The organism is Gordonia sp. B8661-1 (genome assembly GCF_059427765.1).
Genome location: NZ_JCAHRL010000009.1, coordinates 154,138 through 170,203, shown reverse-complemented (window position 1 = coordinate 170,203; position 16,066 = coordinate 154,138). Strand labels below are relative to the sequence as shown.

The following is a 16,066-nucleotide window of genomic DNA, read 5'->3' as shown; positions in this document are numbered from 1 at the left end:
GATCATCAACACAGCCGCCTCAGCGGCATGACACCGACACTGTCACCCGATCGTGCAGCAGTCCCGATCGACTACGACGACGCGCTGCCCGTCCGCCTCACCCGCGACTTCCTCGCCGACCCGAGCCGCTACCTTCGTCACCTGCTGCCGTGACTCGGCGCTCCCGCTCACCCATTCCGTTCCCGCGCGGGTTGTACCCCTGAGCGGGAACGAAATTCGTGAGCGTTGGCGGCGTCGGTGGATGTCGGTCGAATGATCGATAGTAGATCCCACGTTCGATCGTTAGCCTCGGTCGGCATGGTGATAAAGAGGTTGGTCGCGGGCGCACTGATCGCCGGTGCAGCGGCATTCGGGATCGCTGTGGGTGCCGGTGCGGGAGAGGCGAAGATCGAATCCGGCCACTACAAGTACCAAACGCTCATATACGGCTTCATTCCCACCCCCCAGGGCGATGTGACAATCCGGAACGGCCGGATGTATCCGCATACTGCAGTGCCGATGTCATCGGATCTCAACAGCCAGAAGGTCATTCACACCAAGCATGGTGGCATCCTGGCCACCGGTGGGGGCAGTCCGGTGGAACAGTGGCTCGGACGGGCGGAGCTCCGGAAAACGCGCAACGGGTATTACGGCACGGTCTATAGCTGGGGCGTCCCGATGGGCAACGTCATGCTGAAGAAGATTCCTCATCAACGGTACCGCTGATACCTCCCATAGCCCGGCGCGCACGAGCGAGGCAAGTGCGAGTGCGAGTTCGCGCCTGTCAGTCGGGTAGCCGATCCCGTCGAGGCGACCGAGTCGATAGGGTTATCGCCCATGATGATGAAGAGATTGGTTGGAGGTTGCCTGATCGCGGGTGCGGCTGCGGTGGGCATCAGCGTCGGCGCAGGAACGGCCGAGGCGAAGATTGAGCCTGGACAGTACAAGTCGCAGTCTCTGATCTACGGGTTCATCCCGACTCCGGAATGGAACAGCCGAGTCGTCGGCAATAGGCTGTACGGAGACTACTACGGGCTCGGGCCGTACAACCTGACGAACCAGAAGATCATCAGCACCAAACGAGGCGGGATCGTTTCCGGTAACGGCACGCCTATCGAGCTGTGGCTCAGCCACGATGAATTCCGCAAGACCAAGAACGGCTACTACGGCACCAGGTACGTCTACGGTCAGATCCCGGTCGGCAATGTGCTGCTGAAGAAGGTGCCTCCGCGTCACGGTCGGTAGCGGCCCGCGCATGCGTTTCGTTCCCGCTCACCCGACCGGATGAGCGGGAACGGAATTCGTGAGCGCGATGTGATCGCAGTGGGTCAGCCGATCTCGCAGAGTCTGCTGTCGGACGCGAGGTCGTCGAGGGTGGCACGTAGATAGCGAATGCGCTTGTGCGCCTGGTCGATCAGTACGTCGTTGAGCGTGTTCCAGTCGTCGACGGTCGGTTCCTCGGGGAGGCCGTCGAGAATGTCCGCGATCTCGCGAACCGTGAGTCCGACGCGCTGGGCCACCCGCGCCACGCGGATGCGGCACGAGGATACCGGCAGGAATCGTCGCTGATTGCCCGATGTCCTGATCGAGGTGATCAGCCCGTTGCTCTCGTAGAACCGCACCGCGGACGGGGACACGCCACTGGCCTCGGCGACCTGTCCGACGGACAGTGTGCGGGCGAGGAACGCGGCGTCGATCACGGGTTCGGCAGTCATCGTTCGACCTCCAGGAGTTAGTTGGGTTGCTGCCGAGCAGCTCGGAGAGCGGTTGCCCACCACGCCAATTCGTCGAGCGTGGCATCCAGGGCGGCGGGCTCTCGCGGATCGGTTTCAAAGCGTCCGGTGGCGTCGATGCGCTCCCACGGGGCACTCAGAGCGACGGAGTTCCGCATGGTGACGGCATACAGTTCGGCGAACACCTGCCGGAGATGCTCCACTGCGCGCAGGCCGCCCGATGCGGCGCCGTAGGACACGAAGGCGACGGGTTTGCGGGCCCACTCGTCGACATGCCAGTCGATCAGATTCTTCAGGGCGGCGGGAAAGCTGTGGTTGTACTCGGGGGTCACCACGAGGAAGCCGTCCGCGTCGGCGAGTCGCCCGGCGATCGGGGATCGTTCGTGTGCACCGAGTTCGGACATGGGCAGGTCGGCCTCGCGCACATCGACGACGTCGGTGCTGAATTCGGTTCTCGTCGAGAGGTGCGTACCGATCCAGGCGGTGATGGGGTCGGCCATCCGCCCGTTCCGTGAGCTGCCGATGATGATGCCGAGCCGCAGGTCATCCGCCGTCGGGATGCCCGTGCGGACGGTGTCGGGGGAGAGGTCTGTTGTACTCATGCCGACGACGCTAGGAGTTCAACCTTTGTTGAGGTCAATGGTGCGATCGAATTCGGTGTGGGACGGAACCGATCGCCGCTCTCGTTAGTCTGATGGATATGCGCGACGACAAGCTGCTCACCCGGATCTCGGCCCTGCTCCGGCAGGCCGAGGGCACCGACAATCCGCATGAGGCCGAGACGTTCATGCAGGCCGCCCAGCGACTCGCGACCGCCTCGTCGATCGATCTGGCGGTGGCGCGCGCCCACGACCCGGCGGGCCGCACGCAGACCACGCCGGTGTCGCGGCAGATAGCGATAGGTGAGCCGGGCAAGCGCGGACTCAAGACGTATGTGCAGTTGTTCGTGGCCATCGCGCGCGCCAACGATGTAACCGTCGACGTGGCGGGCAACTCGACATTCGTGCTGGCCTACGGTTTCGGTTCCGATATCGACACCTGCGAGACGCTGTACAGCTCGCTCGTGGTGCAGATGGTCGGTGCGAGTGGCGCGTACCTGCGGTCGGGGGACTACAAGGGCGAGGAGTTCTCGCGGGTCGTGACTGTCGGAAGCGGCAGGCGCACACGCCGGGTCGTGGAGACCAAGCCGTTGTCGCCCATCACGGCACGGCTCAACTTCCAGTCGGCCTTCGCCGAACGTATCGGCAAGCGGCTCAGTGAGGCACGGGAGGCGGCGCGGTCCGAAGCGCTGCACAACGACCCGGACGACGAGCATGCGCCGTCGTCGACGGCACTTGCCCTGCGGGACAAGGAAATCGAGGTGACGGATTTCTACAAGTCCGAGTCCACGGCACGGGGACACTGGCGTCCGTCGAGTGCGTCGGCCGGGTATTCGGAGGCGGCGCGCAGAGCCGGCGATCGAGCGGGCCGTCGGGCGAAGATCGGCGCCGACCGCGAATTCGGTTCCGCGCGTGGCGCCATCGACCGATGACCGGCGGACGTCCCCGTGACACCGGCCGTGCTCGGCTGTACGAGGCGGAGTCGCTCGTCCATCGATTGATCGACCGAGCAGGCCCGGCGCATGTCGTGGAAATCGCGGGGACATCGGTGACCCTGCCCGTCGAGGCGAGATTCGCATCCATCGACTCGGTGCGGGATTACGTCGAGCAGGTGTTGTCGATGCCGACTGTGCGCGAACGGTTTCCGCGTGCGGAGGCGCCGGTGGCGGTGCGGGAGCGCCGTGGTCATCGGTCCGCCGAATACATTCGTTCCGTCGGAGGCTCGGCGACGCCGGAGATCGCGATTCCGGCCTCCGTCGACGGCCGCTGGGCTCTGCGAGAACTGGTGGTCCTGCACGAGATCGCCCATCATCTCGACGATGCCGATGGTGCGCCGCACGGCGACGCGTTCGCCCTCTGCCTGATCGATCTCACCGGGCTGGTGCTCGGCCCGGAGATGGGCTTCCTCTACCGCGTGATCTTCGGCGACAGTGGAGTGCCGATGGGAGAAGGCGACCGGACATGACGGACGCGTTGCGGCACAGGTCCGTTCGCTGTCCGTGTCAGGCCGGGGCCGTCACCAGCTGCCGCCGGAGAGGAACGTCAGGTAGCTCGGGTGCTTGGGGTCGAGCACGAGGCGCTGACGACGACCGCGGGCCTTGATCAGATCCGGTACCACGGTCAGATACCGCGGGAAGCTCGCGGCGTAGACATCGACGCGCAGACGGTGACCGGGCTGCAGGACCGCATCGGTGGGGACGAGGTCGACATCGATGCGCACCGGCTCGTCGGCAGGCACCGGCAGCTTGCGCTTACGCGACAGATAGTGGTGTGCGGTCAGCAGATTGCCGTCGGACGCGTACTTCGACTCGGAGGGATCAAGAGCCCGATTCGACGCGGAGAGAGCGCCATTGGTGAGAACCGTCGACGTGCCGTCCGGGGCGACGTCGTTCACGGTGACCGCCCAGATCGCCTCATGCGCGGTGGTCGCCACGTTCAGCCGCAGGTTCATGCCGCCGCTGATGGTGGTCGCCTCGGTGACCGGTTCGGTGGAGAACGACAATCCGCCGCCCTCCTGGTACCGGGCATCGGTGGTGAAGCCGCGGCCGAAGATCATCGACACTCCGGCGGTCACCTGCGTCATGTCGCGCGACATCGCGCCGCGTAGGTCGGCACGCACGGCCAGCGACGAGACATGATCCATCGGCTCGGAATGCAAGGAACCATCATGCACCGCATGGTCGGCCGAGCCCGACGATTCGTCACGCAGGTACAACCGCTGGGGGCGGACACCGGTGCGCGGGAAGCTGTGTCCCGACGTCCACGCGCCGCCCTGCTGAACCATGGTCACCGGGCCGTAATGCTCGACGCCGTTCTGATGTCCCTTGAGCCAGCGATCGAACCACGCCCGCTCCAGCACGTCGAGGCGGGGCGGAGCGAAATCGCCGCCGAATCCCGAACCGACATCCACGTGATAGCCGTCGCCGACGACCATCTGCTTGCGGCCCGGCTCCATCTGCAGGCGCTCATAGACGCCGGTCGCGCTGTGGCCGAACAGATCGTGCCAGGCGCCCACCGTGAACGTCGGTGCCTGAATGCGGTCGACCTTCGGATCCCGCTCGTCGAAATACGGGTCGTCGAAGATGCGGTCGTCGCGCGCGGTGAGGAAACCCCACAGCAGCGAAGGGATCTCGGTGGCCGGTGACTTGATCCGGTCCACCGCCCAGCGCAGCGCGTCCCCGCGCATCAGGTCGCGGACCGCCGACGACGGATTGGGCACCCATTTCAGGACATTCACCATCGACAGCCAGAACGGGATGAACGCCGACGGCATACCGCCCGTGATGTAGATGTCGCGGACGATGTCGTCGCAGCCCTCCACCGCGAAGACGGCCTTCAGGTTCGGATGTTGTTTGTCGGCGGCCTGGAGCGAGTTGATCGCCGAATATGACCAGCCGACCAGGCCGATCGAACCGTCGCACCACTCCTGGCCGGCAACCCAGTCCAGGATCTCCACCGAATCCTGCTGTTCCCGCGCACCCAGGATCTGCCACTTGCCCTGGCTGGCACCGGTACCGCGCACATCGACGATCACCTGGACGTAGCCGCTGCGCACCAGATTGCGGTTGACGCCGAAGACATCGATGACGCCTCCGGCCAAGGTCTTCGTCAGGGTGGTGAGGCCTTCGAGGGCGGTACCGGACGCATCAATGGACCGGGATGCGGTGGTGATCGCCTTGCCGAGCACGGGCGCATGGATGGTCTGGTCGATCAGGTCGATCGCGGCCCGGTTGTACGGGTTGATGTTGACGATCGCCGGATAGGGGCTCAGGACCGTCTGCCCGAAGCGGTTCGCCGGGCGGATCACGGTGGCGCGCAGGCGCACTCCGTCGCTCATGGTGATCACGACGTTGCGGTCCACGGTCACCCGCGGATACATCTGCTTGCTGTCGACCTGTTCACGCCAGCGGATGCCGGCGGCTCCGCCGGTCGGATCGCCGAGTGGGAGAGTGCCGAAATGCGGCGCTCCGATGGTGCCGACACGCGTGGTCTCCGTCGCGGGTGCGACTCGTGCGCGTGCGGTGGCCCGACCGTCGTTGTCCAGCTGATACGTCACGGTGCATCACTCCCTGCCTGCGGTTCGACGTCCCCAGGAGGCGGATCGTCGAACCTGCTCGATCCGGCACACCCCTTGTGCCGGAGCAGATGATTCACGATCACAAATGTGTCGTACGTCACCTGTTGGACGAGGATAACTCAGCGCGAATATCGGATCGCTAACTAGGGGGCCACTATTCGGTCATGTTCGGTTCGCGGGAGCTCCACCGCGGCCGCGGCCTCCAGCGCCATCCACGCCGAGAGCTGCACCGACAGGTCCCGCTCCGGGATCTGCGACGAATTGACCGCCCCGCCGACGAACCGCGCCTCACCGCCGTCGGCGCCCGGAACGGCGGCAGGCTTCCGCCAGTCCGCGCCGAAGACCGGTCCCTCCGGCGTGACCGCCCGATTCGTCCAGGCGGCGTCCGCGCTGGTCGTCACGATGCGCGCCGCCCGCGTGCGGACGTCGTCGGCGCCGGTCACGTCATCGGGCGTATCGGTGGCCACCAGGGCGAGGTAGCGCGCGAGGATGCCCGCGAACAATCCGCCGTCACCACCGCCCGCACCCGGGATGACCCCGTCCGGCGTCAGGTTCTTCTCGACCGCGCTCAGCAGCCGCTCGATGCGCTCCAGATGCAGAGGCCGACCGGTCTGCCGCAGCAACTCCAGCTCGGTGCCGAGCACCACGCCCTGGCAATACGTATAAATCGCCGTCACCCGCTCAAATCCATCCCCATCGGGTTTGATGCCGTCGATGACCAGGTGACTCTTCGGATCGATGAGATGGGCGTCCATCCAGCCCGCCATCTCGCGGGCGCGATCCAGATGTCCGGTGCGTGCGAGCAGGATGGCGGCCGGGCCGTTGGCGGGAGCGTTGAAGAAGAGGTCCATGGTGCGCCACGGGATGCCGCCACCGCGGCTCGGCACCCAGGCCGCCAGCATGCGGTTCGTCAGCTTGGCCCGCGCCGTCGGGTGATGAAGACCCAGGTGCCGGTCCGCACGTTCGATGGCCAGGCCAAGCCAAGCCATGTCGTCGTAGTAGTTGTTCGTCCACTTCCCGAGATTGCGCAAACGGATGCCGCGCAGCAGTCGATTCACGTCGTCGGCGATGTCCGGTGCGAAGGACATGCCGTCCGGCGGGCGATGGATCGCCGCGTCGGTCAGCAGGTCGACCAGATGCGCATGCCACCAGTAGTGCCACATGCCGAACTGGCTGCGCAGCGCCGGGACCGGCCAGGCGACCGAGGCCAGTCGGGTGCCCGGCAGCCACCACATGCGGCGCAGATGCCGGTGCATGACCGCGTCGGCGGCCACCGCGGCCCGCTCGTTCGCGGTGATCGTCGCGTCGCCCGGGGACAGTGGCCCGAGGTCGCCGGAGGCGTCGTCGTTGCTGTCGCCGGTCGGTGATTTGGTTGCATCCCCCACAGTCCGGTAGCCTAACTCCTCGGTGTGGCACGCATCCGTGTGCCGTATCGGTTCGACCAGAGACCGTCGGTTGCCGGAAGAGATTCCGGCCGAAGGTCCGCATCGACATCCATGATGTCGCAGCGGCAGCCCACGCAGGGAGAACGAGGATCGTCGATATCGCATCGAACGCGCCCCGTGCCTCTGTGTGCCGGGGCGTTTTTTGATTTTCGCCTCACGTCTCGTCTCCGGTCGGACTCGACCCAACTCCAGTGATGAGAGAGGAGGCGAAGAGTATGGCCAAGTCTGAGAAGGTCGCCGCGGTTGCGGAGATCGCCGAGCAGTTCAAGGGCTCGACGGCAACAGTGATCACGGAATACCGTGGCCTGTCCGTCACCCAGATCACCGAATTGCGCCGGTCCCTCGGTGAGGGTGCAACCTACTCCGTCGCCAAGAACACCCTGGTGAAGCGTGCCGCCGCAGAGGCGGGCGTGGAAGGGCTCGACGAGCTGTTCACCGGTCCGACCGCGATTGCCTTCATCGAAGGCGAGCCGGTGGTGGCCGCGAAGGCGATCAAGAACTTCGCCAAGGACAACAAAGCGCTCGTGGTCAAGGGCGGGTACATGGACGGCCGCGCGCTGTCCGTGTCCGAGATCGAACAGATCGCCGACCTGGAGACCCGAGAGGTGCTGTTGGCCAAGCTCGCCGGTGCCATGAAGGGCAACTTGGCAAAGGCTGCCGGACTGTTCAACCAGCCGGCCTCGCAGGTGGCGCGTCTCGCCGCGGCCCTGCAGGAGAAGAAGAACGAAGCCGGCGAGTAATTCGCGCCGCGTGAAACCAATCCCCATCCGGGGATGAACCACAACTCCCCCCGAATCGGGGAACGACAGGAAGGACGCCACCATGGCGAAGCTCACCGCTGACGAGCTCATCGATCAGTTCAAGGAACTGACCCTGCTGGAGCTCAGCGATTTCGTGAAGAAGTTCGAAGAGGTCTTCGAGGTCACCGCGGCTGCTCCGGTCGCCGTCGCCGCTGCGGGTGCCCCGGCTGCTGCCGGCGGTGCCGACGCTGCTGCCGAGCAGGACGAGTTCGACGTCATCCTCGAGGGTGCCGGCGACAAGAAGATCCAGGTCATCAAGGTCGTTCGCGAGATCGTCTCCGGCCTGGGCCTGAAGGAAGCCAAGGACCTCGTCGAGGGTGCTCCGAAGCCGCTCCTGGAGAAGGTCAGCAAGGAAGACGCCGACGCTGCCAAGGCCAAGCTCGAAGAGGCCGGCGCCGCAGTCTCCGTCAAGTAAGACTCTCTCTTACTCACTGCACGAAGAGCCCGGGACGGTCCGCCGTCCCGGGCTCTTCTGTGTTCTCGGCACGCTCAGTGGGCGGGCAAAGCGCTCAATCGTTTGTGGATCTCCTGCCGCTCCAAGGCATTCGACGTCGAGTCCAGCGCCGCCTCGAGTGCGGTCCGCGCCTCGGCGTGCCGCGCGAGCCGATGCAGGAGGTGCGCACGGGCGATATGCCACGGGGCGTATTGAGCAATGGCGAGGGCGTCGATCTCCGCCAGCGCGGCGGCGTCGCCGATCAGCGGCGCCCCGGCCAGTGCGCGATTCAGTCCGACCACCGGGCCCGGATCGATCTCGGCGAGCCGATCGTAGAGTGCGCGCACACGCCGATGGTCGACCTCGTCCGGGGACGGAGCCGACGCATGACACGCCGCGATGGTCGCCATCAGTTGGTAGCGCCCGGCCGGTCGCGCCGACGACCAGCCCGCGACCAACTCCCCGGCCATCGACAATCCTTCGACGAGCATCACCGAATCCCAGTGCGCGCGGTCCTGATCGGCGAAGAGCACGAGACCGTCGGCGTTGACCCGGGCCTCCCGTCGCGCGTGGGTTAGCAGGAGGAGTGCCAGCAGTCCCGCCGCCTCGGTGTGGCCGGGGACGAGCTGCCGCACCAGCCGGGCCAGCCGGACAGCCTCCGCGCACAGGTCGTCGCGCACGGCCCGTTCGTGCCCGTGGGACAGATAGCCCTCGTTGTACATGAGGTACACGGCAGTGAGAACACTGTCGAGGCGGCGGGGGATGTCATCGCGCTCAGGGATGCGGAACGGGATGCGCGCATTCTTGATCTTGCGTTTCGCGCGCGTGATCCGCTGCGCCATGGTTCGTTCCTCGACGAGGAAGGCCGCGGCGATCTCGGCCACCGACAGCCCGGTCACCAGACGCAGGGTGAGCGCGACCCTGACGTCCGGCGCGAGCGCGGGATGGCAACACATGAACACGAGCCGGAGCCGGTCGTCGTCGACGACCCCGAGCGGGGGAGCGTCCGCGACGAACATCCGGCGGCCCTCCAGTTCCCGATCCAGGCGCGACGATTCCCTGCGCAACCGATCGAGTGCCTTCCGGCGTGCGGTGAGCGCGAGCCAGCCGCCCGGATTGCCCGGCACGCCGTCGCGCGGCCACCGCGCCGCTGCCTCCGCGTAGGCCTCGGAGACGCTGTCGGCCGCCAGTTCGACATCGGTGTACGTGCGGACGAGGCCGCCGACGAGCGCCGCATGCTCGGTCCTGAAGACCCGCTCGAGAACGTCGGCGGCCGCCGTCATTCGTCGACGCTCTGCACCGGCCGGACCTCGACCGCGTGCCGGCAGGCCGTCGATGCCCGGGCCGCCCACCGCAACGCGGCATCGAGATCCTCGGCGGCGATGATCCAGAAGCCGCCCAGGTATTCGCGCGTCTCCAGGTAGGGGCCGTCGGTGATCACCGGTTCACCGCCGGCGGAGTCGACGACGGTGGCGTCCGAGCCCGGCGTCAGCCCGGCGGCGTAGACCATCGCATCGGCCTCCTGCAGCGCGGTGTTGAACGCGCCGACCGTGGCGATCAGATCGTTGATATCGGTGCCCGGTGGCACGGCGTCGTCGTCGCCGTGAATGACCGAGAGCATGTACTCAGGCATGGTGGTCTCCTTTTCCTTCTTGTTCATCTTGTTCTTCGGTGGTGTCGTGTCAGTTCGTGACGACGGTGTCGATGTCATCCTTCACCACGGCGTGGCCGGTGCGAGGGGTGATGAACTGGCAATTTCCGGGCTCCATGGCCGCTCCTTCTGACTGTTGGTGATTCGGTCGGCCCGCGGGGCCTTCCTCACCTCTTCCACGAACCGCGCGGACGGATTGCGACAGCACATCGACGGAAAATTTCGGGGAGCACGATCGCGGCCGGGCGGTGATCGTCGGCAAAACAATTTCTGACCTGCGAGATCGATCGTGTGACGGCTGACGCACTTTTCCTATTCGGGTGGCATCCGCTACGCTGCTGCAGAGCAAGTTACCGACGGGTACGGGCCGGGCAGCGGTCGGCATTCGTCTGAGTTGTGACCGCTCGCACGTACTGGTGTGGTCCCGGGTCGCCTGTCCGCTACAGTGACCCCAGCCACATATGTCACCAGTTCGTGAGCGGTCGCGCCCGACCGCCGCTAGGGGGCAGCGAATGTCTGGGAGGATGCCGTGGGTGTAGAGGTAAGCGTTGAGGGTCTGACCAAGTCGTTTGGTTCACAGAACATCTGGCGTGACGTGTCGTTGACGCTGCCCGAGGGCGAGGTCTCGGCCCTGCTGGGACCGTCCGGTACCGGTAAGTCGGTGTTCCTCAAGACCCTCATCGGTCTGCTGCACCCCGAGCAGGGTTCGGTCATCATCGACGGCACCGACATCACCCAGTGCTCGGCCAAGGAGCTCTACGAGATCCGCAAGCTGTTCGGCGTCCTGTTCCAGGACGGTGCGCTCTTCGGTTCGATGAGCCTGTACGACAACATCGCGTTCCCGCTTCGTGAGCACACGAAGAAGAAGGAAGACGAGATCCGCCGGATCGTGCTGGAGAAGATCGACCTGGTCGGTCTGAGCGGCGCCGAGGACAAGCTGCCCGGTGAGATCTCCGGCGGTATGCGCAAGCGTGCCGGCCTGGCCCGCGCGCTGGTGCTGGATCCGCAGATCATCCTCTGCGACGAGCCGGACTCGGGTCTCGACCCGGTCCGTACCGCCTACATCTCCCAGCTGTTGATCGACATCAACGCCGAGATCGACGCCACGATCCTGATCGTCACGCACAACATCAACATCGCCCGGACCATCCCCGACAACATCGGCATGCTGTTCCGCAAGGAACTGGTGATGTTCGGGCCGCGCGAACAGTTGCTCACCTCCGAGCAGCCGGTCGTCAAGCAGTTCCTCGCCGGTGACCGGTTCGGTCCGATCGGTATGTCCGAGGAGAAGGACGAGGCGGTCCAGAAGCAGGAAGAGGCGATGCAGGCCGCGGGCATCTCCGGTGGTGGCACCAAGGACGACTTCACCGAGATCATCCCGCAGGTGCAGCCCAATCCCGGGATGCCCGAACGCAAGGCCGTCGGACGGCACCGCGAGCGCGTACTGGAGCTGCTCCCGACGTTGCCCGAGCGCGCCCAGGTCGCCATCCGCGAGAGCATGGCCGCCGAAGACCAGGCGCTGGCCGAGGCCCGCGCACAGCGCGAGAACGTCCCCGTCGGCGCGGGCGCACCCGCTACCCAGAGCGGTGGCGGTGCCCACGCGGCCCCGGACTTCGCCGGCAACGACAATCCGACCCAGTCGTGGCCCATCCCGGACAACACGACGACTCAGCCGATCGACACCGGAGCGAGCGGGCAGACCCCGACCCGCCCGGTGAATCCCCACCCCAACGACGGTCGGAGTTAACCAGACATGAGCAGTGCCACCACGCGTGGCGTTGATCGGATCGCTCAGGCCGGAACGGGTGCCCTCGCTCAGACCGGCAATATCGTGCAGCTGTTCGTCGACGTCGCGCGGCAAACCTTTGTGCGCCCGTTTCAATGGCGGGAGTTCATTCAGCAGGCATGGTTCATTGCCAGCGTCACGATCTTGCCGACCGCGCTCATCGCGATCCCGTTCGGCGCGATCGTCTCCCTCCAGACCGGCTCGCTGATCAAGCAGCTCGGTGCGGAGTCGTACACCGGAGCGGCGAGCGTCCTGGTGGTCATCCAGCAGGGTTCGCCATTGGTGACCTCGCTGCTGATCGCCGGTGCGGCCGGCTCGGCCGTGGCCGCCGATCTCGGTTCACGGACGATCCGTGAGGAGATCGACGCCATGGAGGTGCTGGGCATCAACCCGATCCAGCGCCTGGTGGTGCCGCGCGTCATCGCGATGGTCCTGGTGGCCATGCTGCTCAACGGCCTGGTCGCGGTCATCGGCATCGGTGGTGGTTACTTCTTCAACGTGGTCGTCCAGGGCGGAACGCCGGGCGCATACCTGGCGTCCTTCGGTGCGCTCGCCCAGTTGCCCGACCTGTACGTGTCGACCCTCAAGGCGGCGATCTTCGGTGTCATCGCCGGTGTCATCGCCGCGTACAAGGGCCTCAACCCGAAGGGCGGTCCGAAGGGTGTGGGTGACGCCGTCAACCAGAGCGTCGTCATCACCTTCCTCCTGCTCTTCCTGGCCAACCTGATCATCACTGCGGTGTACCTGCAGATCGTCCCGCCGAAGGGGAGCTAGCGATGGCCGGTGGTGTGACGATCTCGAAGTCGCGACCCGAGTACTACCTGTACGAGGCGCGCAAACAGCTGGGCAAGCCGCTCAAGCTGATCGACGGTGCGGGCGAACAGATGTCGTTCTACGGCCGCACGCTCGCCTGGATCCCGAAGACCCTCGTGCACTACACGCGCGAGGTGCTCCGGCTGCTCGCCGAGGTGGCCTTCGGCTCCGGTGGTCTCGCGGTCATCGGCGGCACCATCGGCGTGATGGTGCTGATGTCGGGGTTCACCGGCGTGGTCGTCGGCCTGCAGGGGTATGCCGCCCTGGACCAGATCGGTTCCCAGGCGCTGACCGGCTTCCTCTCCGCCTACGTCAACACCCGTGAGGTCGCGCCCCTGGTGGCCGGACTCGCGCTGTCGGCGACGGTCGGCTGCGGATTCACCGCACAGCTCGGCGCCATGCGCATCTCCGAGGAGATCGACGCCCTCGAGTCGATGGCCGTCCCGTCGATTCCGTTCCTCGTGAGCACCCGCGTCATCGCCGGCTTCGTGGCGGTCATCCCGCTGTACGTGCTGGGCCTGCTCTCGGCGTACCTGGCGTCCCGCGTGATCACCACCGTGTTCAACGGACAGTCCGGTGGCTCCTACGATCATTACTTCAACCTGTTCCTGCCACCCGGCGACGTGCTGTGGTCGTTCGGCAAGGTGCTGGTGTTCGCATTCGTGATCATCCTGGTGCACTGCTACTACGGCTACTACGCGTCGGGCGGCCCGGCGGGCGTCGGCGTGGCCGTGGGACACGCGGTGCGCGCCGCGCTCGTGTTGATCGCCGTGCTCGACTTCTTCCTGGGCCTGGCGATCTGGGGAACGACGACGACCGTCCGAGTGGGAGGCTAGAAGATGTCGGTGATCCGCCGCCGGCTGCTCGGGCTGGTGTTCTTCGTCGTGGTCGCACTGTTCTTCGCGGTGACGATCATGAAGTTCAACAACACCTTCACGTCGTTCACCGATGTGAAGCTGACGACCGATTCGACCGGAAACGCGTTGCCCGCCAACGCCGACGTGAAGGCGCGCGGCGTCATCGTCGGTCAGGTGCGCGACGTCCAGCCCGCGTCGGACGGTTCGGTCGCGGTGACCCTGGGCCTCAAGCCCGACATGGCCAAGCAGCTGCCGGCCAACACGACCGCCCGCATCCTTCCGAAGACCCTCTTCGGTGAGCGCTACGTGGCGCTCCAGTTGCCGCAGGACGCGCAGCCGGTGAAGTTGCGCGCGGGCGACACGATCCGCACCGACACCAGCGGGAACGCCAAGGAGGTTCAGGAGCTCTTCGACAAGCTGCTGCCCGTCCTGCGCGCCGTTCCGCCCCAGGATCTCAACGTCACCCTGACGTCGCTCTCCCAGGCCCTCTCCGGTCGGGGCCAGGAGATCGGAGCCACCGTCGAGCGGCTCAACACGATCTTCGGCAAGTTCAACGAACACACCGACGATCTGCAGGGCACGCTGCGTGGCCTGGCGAGCTTCTCCGAGACGTATTCCGACGCGCTGCCCGACGTCGTCGACGCCCTCGACAACCTGCGCGTCACCGGCAACACCCTGGTACAGCGGCAGGGCGACCTCCGAACCCTGATCTCCACGCTGGGCATCGCGGCCACCGACACCACGCAGTTCCTGCGCACCAACCGCACCGACCTCATCGACATCGCGGTCGATTCGGAGCCGTTCCTGGTCGGCCTGGCCAAGCAGTCGCCGACGTTCGTGTGCACGTTCGAGAACTTCGCCGGCCTCATCCCGGAGTCGCGCAAGATCGTCGGCCAGGGCACCAAGAACCCGGGCGTCCGCGTGAACCTGACCTTCGTCAATCCGCGTGGCCGCTATCTGCCCAATCAGGATGAGCCACGTCTGCTGGATCGGAACCCGCCCGCGGTCTGCTACAAGCCGGCCAAGGACGGGCGCCCGTTCCCGCAGTATCCGGGCGGTGGCCTGGGTGACGGTTCGTATCAGCCACCGTCGCGCAATCCGGGACCGCGGACCATGCCGTCGCTGCCGCAGCCGCAGTTCACCGCGACCCCGGCGGGCGCCATCGGCGCCACCCCGTTCGACGACCCGGAATACGTGAAGCAATTGAAGGTGGTCTACAGCGCCGCCGGCGACAAGAACCCGGAGCAGGTGCCGACGTGGGTGACCACGATCGGCGGCGCCGGACTGCAGGGAGCGAAGGTGACCATCCGATGAGGTCGATCGTCGGACCGTTGATCAAGCTGGTCGTGTTCGCGGTGGTCACCGTGGTCGCGACGAGCCTGCTCGCCTTGACCATCGCCAACGCGGGCGGCGACGGCGACAGCAAGTTCAAGGCCGTCTTCTCCGATGCGGCGATGCTCAACAAGGGCGATGACGTGCGCATCGCGGGCGTGCGCGTCGGCCAGGTCATGGACGTCAAGGTCCATGACCGCAACAAGGCGCTCGTCGAGTTCAACGTGGACCGCGACCGTCTGCCCGAGGGCACCCAGGTCTACATCCGTTACCGCAACCTGACCGGCTTGCGCTACGTCGCACTGGAGAAGGGCGCGGGTGATCCGGAGCGGACCGTCGGCACCGGGCACACCTTCGGCACCGACCCCGATAACCGGGACACCCACCCGGCGGTGAACCTGACCGAGCTGTTCAACGGCTTCAAGCCGTTGTTCAAGGAGTTGTCGGCCAGCGACGTCAACAAGCTGTCCGAGCAGATCATCAAGGTCTTCCAGGGCGAAGGTCAGACGATCTCCCAGTTGCTGGCCAGCACCGCGGATCTGACCAACGCGATCGCCAACAAGGACAAGGTGATCGGTGATCTGGTCACCAACCTGAGCAAGGTGCTCAACACGGTCAATCGCAACGACGAACAGTTCACGTCGCTGCTGGACAACACGTCGCAGCTGGTGAGTGGTCTTGCCGCACAGCGTGGTTCGGTGGGCTCGGCCGTGTCGTCGCTGTCGAACCTGACCGCGGTGACCGCGTCGATCCTTGGGCCGACGCGTCCGGCGATCCAGGGCGACATCGCCGGCCTGAAGTCGCTGTCGGATCAACTGAACAAGCGGAACAAGGACGTCGAGCAGATCCTGACGAACCTGCCGGTGAAGCTGCAGAAGATCGGCCGCGCCGCCACCTTCGGTTCGTGGTTCCAGTTCTACCTGTGCGGTATCGACGTCGTGGCGGGCAACGGCAAGTCGACGCTGCTGACCCAGCCGCTGATCGGGCTGCCCGACATCAACCATGTCCTGTACACCAGCGCGGCGACCCGCTGCTGGAAGGACGAGAGGGCGGGTGGCTGA

At 66.0% G+C, this 16,066-nt stretch carries 17 protein-coding genes; 11 read left to right on the top strand and 6 right to left on the bottom strand.

Annotated features, from left to right (window positions below):
• Positions 1–297: 297 nt before the first annotated feature.
• Complete coding sequence (locus AC4JJG_RS18055; protein ID WP_495401852.1) at positions 298–705, top strand: hypothetical protein; 408 nt, start codon at positions 298–300, stop codon at positions 703–705.
• Positions 706–816: 111 nt separating this feature from the next.
• On the top strand, positions 817–1,224 hold the full coding sequence (locus AC4JJG_RS18050; RefSeq protein WP_495401851.1) for a hypothetical protein: 408 nt from the start codon (positions 817–819) through the stop codon (positions 1,222–1,224).
• 83 nt (positions 1,225–1,307) lie between these two features.
• Here the strand turns inward: AC4JJG_RS18050 and AC4JJG_RS18045 are convergent, their stop codons facing one another.
• Together AC4JJG_RS18045 and AC4JJG_RS18040 are read right to left on the bottom strand one after the other, a co-directional pair.
• Positions 1,308–1,694: a MerR family DNA-binding transcriptional regulator gene (locus tag AC4JJG_RS18045; protein WP_495401850.1), complete on the bottom strand. Its 387-nt coding sequence runs from the start codon at positions 1,692–1,694 to the stop codon at positions 1,308–1,310.
• Positions 1,695–1,711: 17 nt separating this feature from the next.
• The gene (locus AC4JJG_RS18040; protein ID WP_495401849.1) at positions 1,712–2,314 is read right to left on the bottom strand and encodes an NADPH-dependent FMN reductase; all 603 of its coding nucleotides are present in this window, start codon (positions 2,312–2,314) and stop codon (positions 1,712–1,714) included.
• 98 nt (positions 2,315–2,412) lie between these two features.
• Between AC4JJG_RS18040 and AC4JJG_RS18035 the strand changes: the two genes are divergently transcribed.
• Positions 2,413–3,243, top strand: a complete 831-nt coding sequence (locus AC4JJG_RS18035; protein WP_495401848.1) for a DUF2786 domain-containing protein — start codon at positions 2,413–2,415, stop codon at positions 3,241–3,243.
• Positions 3,240–3,776, top strand: a complete 537-nt coding sequence (locus tag AC4JJG_RS18030) for a TIGR04338 family metallohydrolase (RefSeq protein ID WP_495401847.1) — start codon at positions 3,240–3,242, stop codon at positions 3,774–3,776. The genes AC4JJG_RS18035 and AC4JJG_RS18030 overlap by 4 nt, the downstream gene beginning before the upstream one ends.
• Before the next feature lie 51 nt (positions 3,777–3,827).
• Here the strand turns inward: AC4JJG_RS18030 and AC4JJG_RS18025 are convergent, their stop codons facing one another.
• Together AC4JJG_RS18025 and AC4JJG_RS18020 are read right to left on the bottom strand one after the other, a co-directional pair.
• Positions 3,828–5,867 carry a CocE/NonD family hydrolase gene (locus AC4JJG_RS18025; protein WP_495401846.1) on the bottom strand — a complete coding sequence of 680 codons (2,040 nt, stop codon included), beginning with the start codon at positions 5,865–5,867 and terminating at the stop codon, positions 3,828–3,830.
• A 164-nt stretch (positions 5,868–6,031) separates the two neighbouring features.
• Positions 6,032–7,144, bottom strand: a complete 1,113-nt coding sequence (locus AC4JJG_RS18020) for a glycoside hydrolase family 76 protein (protein WP_495401860.1) — start codon at positions 7,142–7,144, stop codon at positions 6,032–6,034.
• A 404-nt stretch (positions 7,145–7,548) separates the two neighbouring features.
• On the opposite strand from AC4JJG_RS18020, the gene rplJ reads away from it, so the two are divergent.
• Together rplJ and rplL are read left to right on the top strand one after the other, a co-directional pair.
• A complete protein-coding gene (gene rplJ / locus AC4JJG_RS18015) occupies positions 7,549–8,073 on the top strand; it encodes a 50S ribosomal protein L10 (RefSeq protein WP_495401845.1) in 525 nt (174 codons plus the stop codon).
• Positions 8,074–8,155: 82 nt separating this feature from the next.
• Complete coding sequence (rplL, locus tag AC4JJG_RS18010) at positions 8,156–8,548, top strand: 50S ribosomal protein L7/L12 (RefSeq protein WP_495401844.1); 393 nt, start codon at positions 8,156–8,158, stop codon at positions 8,546–8,548.
• A 74-nt stretch (positions 8,549–8,622) separates the two neighbouring features.
• Here the strand turns inward: rplL and AC4JJG_RS18005 are convergent, their stop codons facing one another.
• Together AC4JJG_RS18005 and AC4JJG_RS18000 are read right to left on the bottom strand one after the other, a co-directional pair.
• Entirely contained in the window at positions 8,623–9,849 is a 1,227-nt protein-coding gene (locus AC4JJG_RS18005; RefSeq protein WP_495401843.1) for an RNA polymerase sigma factor, read from the bottom strand.
• Positions 9,846–10,199 (bottom strand): YciI family protein, encoded by a 354-nt coding sequence (locus tag AC4JJG_RS18000; protein WP_495401842.1) that lies wholly within the window; start codon positions 10,197–10,199, stop codon positions 9,846–9,848. Before AC4JJG_RS18000 ends, AC4JJG_RS18005 begins: the two co-directional genes overlap by 4 nt.
• A 547-nt stretch (positions 10,200–10,746) precedes the next feature.
• On the opposite strand from AC4JJG_RS18000, the gene AC4JJG_RS17995 reads away from it, so the two are divergent.
• The 5 genes from AC4JJG_RS17995 to AC4JJG_RS17975 are packed head-to-tail and all read left to right on the top strand — an operon-like array spanning position 10,747 to position 16,066.
• Complete coding sequence (locus AC4JJG_RS17995; protein ID WP_495401840.1) at positions 10,747–11,964, top strand: ABC transporter ATP-binding protein; 1,218 nt, start codon at positions 10,747–10,749, stop codon at positions 11,962–11,964.
• 6 nt (positions 11,965–11,970) lie between these two features.
• Positions 11,971–12,777 carry an MlaE family ABC transporter permease gene (locus AC4JJG_RS17990; protein WP_495401839.1) on the top strand — a complete coding sequence of 269 codons (807 nt, stop codon included), beginning with the start codon at positions 11,971–11,973 and terminating at the stop codon, positions 12,775–12,777.
• A 2-nt stretch (positions 12,778–12,779) separates the two neighbouring features.
• Positions 12,780–13,652 (top strand): MlaE family ABC transporter permease, encoded by an 873-nt coding sequence (locus tag AC4JJG_RS17985; RefSeq protein WP_495401838.1) that lies wholly within the window; start codon positions 12,780–12,782, stop codon positions 13,650–13,652.
• A 3-nt stretch (positions 13,653–13,655) separates the two neighbouring features.
• Positions 13,656–14,987 carry an MCE family protein gene (locus AC4JJG_RS17980; protein WP_495401837.1) on the top strand — a complete coding sequence of 444 codons (1,332 nt, stop codon included), beginning with the start codon at positions 13,656–13,658 and terminating at the stop codon, positions 14,985–14,987.
• Positions 14,984–16,066, top strand: a complete 1,083-nt coding sequence (locus AC4JJG_RS17975) for an MCE family protein (RefSeq protein WP_495401835.1) — start codon at positions 14,984–14,986, stop codon at positions 16,064–16,066. The genes AC4JJG_RS17980 and AC4JJG_RS17975 overlap by 4 nt, the downstream gene beginning before the upstream one ends.

Excerpts from the sequence above, each read along its gene's own strand:
- AC4JJG_RS18055 (WP_495401852.1), top strand. The coding sequence starts at position 298 with ATGGTGATAAAGAGGTTGGTCGCGGGCGCACTGATCGCCGGTGCAGCG.
- AC4JJG_RS18050 (WP_495401851.1), top strand. The coding sequence starts at position 817 with ATGATGATGAAGAGATTGGTTGGAGGTTGCCTGATCGCGGGTGCGGCT.
- AC4JJG_RS18045 (WP_495401850.1), bottom strand. The coding sequence starts at position 1,694 with ATGACTGCCGAACCCGTGATCGACGCCGCGTTCCTCGCCCGCACACTG.
- AC4JJG_RS18040 (WP_495401849.1), bottom strand. The coding sequence starts at position 2,314 with ATGAGTACAACAGACCTCTCCCCCGACACCGTCCGCACGGGCATCCCG.
- AC4JJG_RS18035 (WP_495401848.1), top strand. The coding sequence starts at position 2,413 with ATGCGCGACGACAAGCTGCTCACCCGGATCTCGGCCCTGCTCCGGCAG.
- AC4JJG_RS18030 (WP_495401847.1), top strand. The coding sequence starts at position 3,240 with ATGACCGGCGGACGTCCCCGTGACACCGGCCGTGCTCGGCTGTACGAG.
- AC4JJG_RS18020 (WP_495401860.1), bottom strand. The coding sequence starts at position 7,144 with ATGCACCGGCATCTGCGCCGCATGTGGTGGCTGCCGGGCACCCGACTG.
- rplJ (WP_495401845.1), top strand. The coding sequence starts at position 7,549 with ATGGCCAAGTCTGAGAAGGTCGCCGCGGTTGCGGAGATCGCCGAGCAG.
- rplL (WP_495401844.1), top strand. The coding sequence starts at position 8,156 with ATGGCGAAGCTCACCGCTGACGAGCTCATCGATCAGTTCAAGGAACTG.
- AC4JJG_RS18005 (WP_495401843.1), bottom strand. The coding sequence starts at position 9,849 with ATGACGGCGGCCGCCGACGTTCTCGAGCGGGTCTTCAGGACCGAGCAT.
- AC4JJG_RS18000 (WP_495401842.1), bottom strand. The coding sequence starts at position 10,199 with ATGCCTGAGTACATGCTCTCGGTCATTCACGGCGACGACGACGCCGTG.
- AC4JJG_RS17990 (WP_495401839.1), top strand. The coding sequence starts at position 11,971 with ATGAGCAGTGCCACCACGCGTGGCGTTGATCGGATCGCTCAGGCCGGA.
- AC4JJG_RS17985 (WP_495401838.1), top strand. The coding sequence starts at position 12,780 with ATGGCCGGTGGTGTGACGATCTCGAAGTCGCGACCCGAGTACTACCTG.
- AC4JJG_RS17980 (WP_495401837.1), top strand. The coding sequence starts at position 13,656 with ATGTCGGTGATCCGCCGCCGGCTGCTCGGGCTGGTGTTCTTCGTCGTG.
- AC4JJG_RS17975 (WP_495401835.1), top strand. The coding sequence starts at position 14,984 with ATGAGGTCGATCGTCGGACCGTTGATCAAGCTGGTCGTGTTCGCGGTG.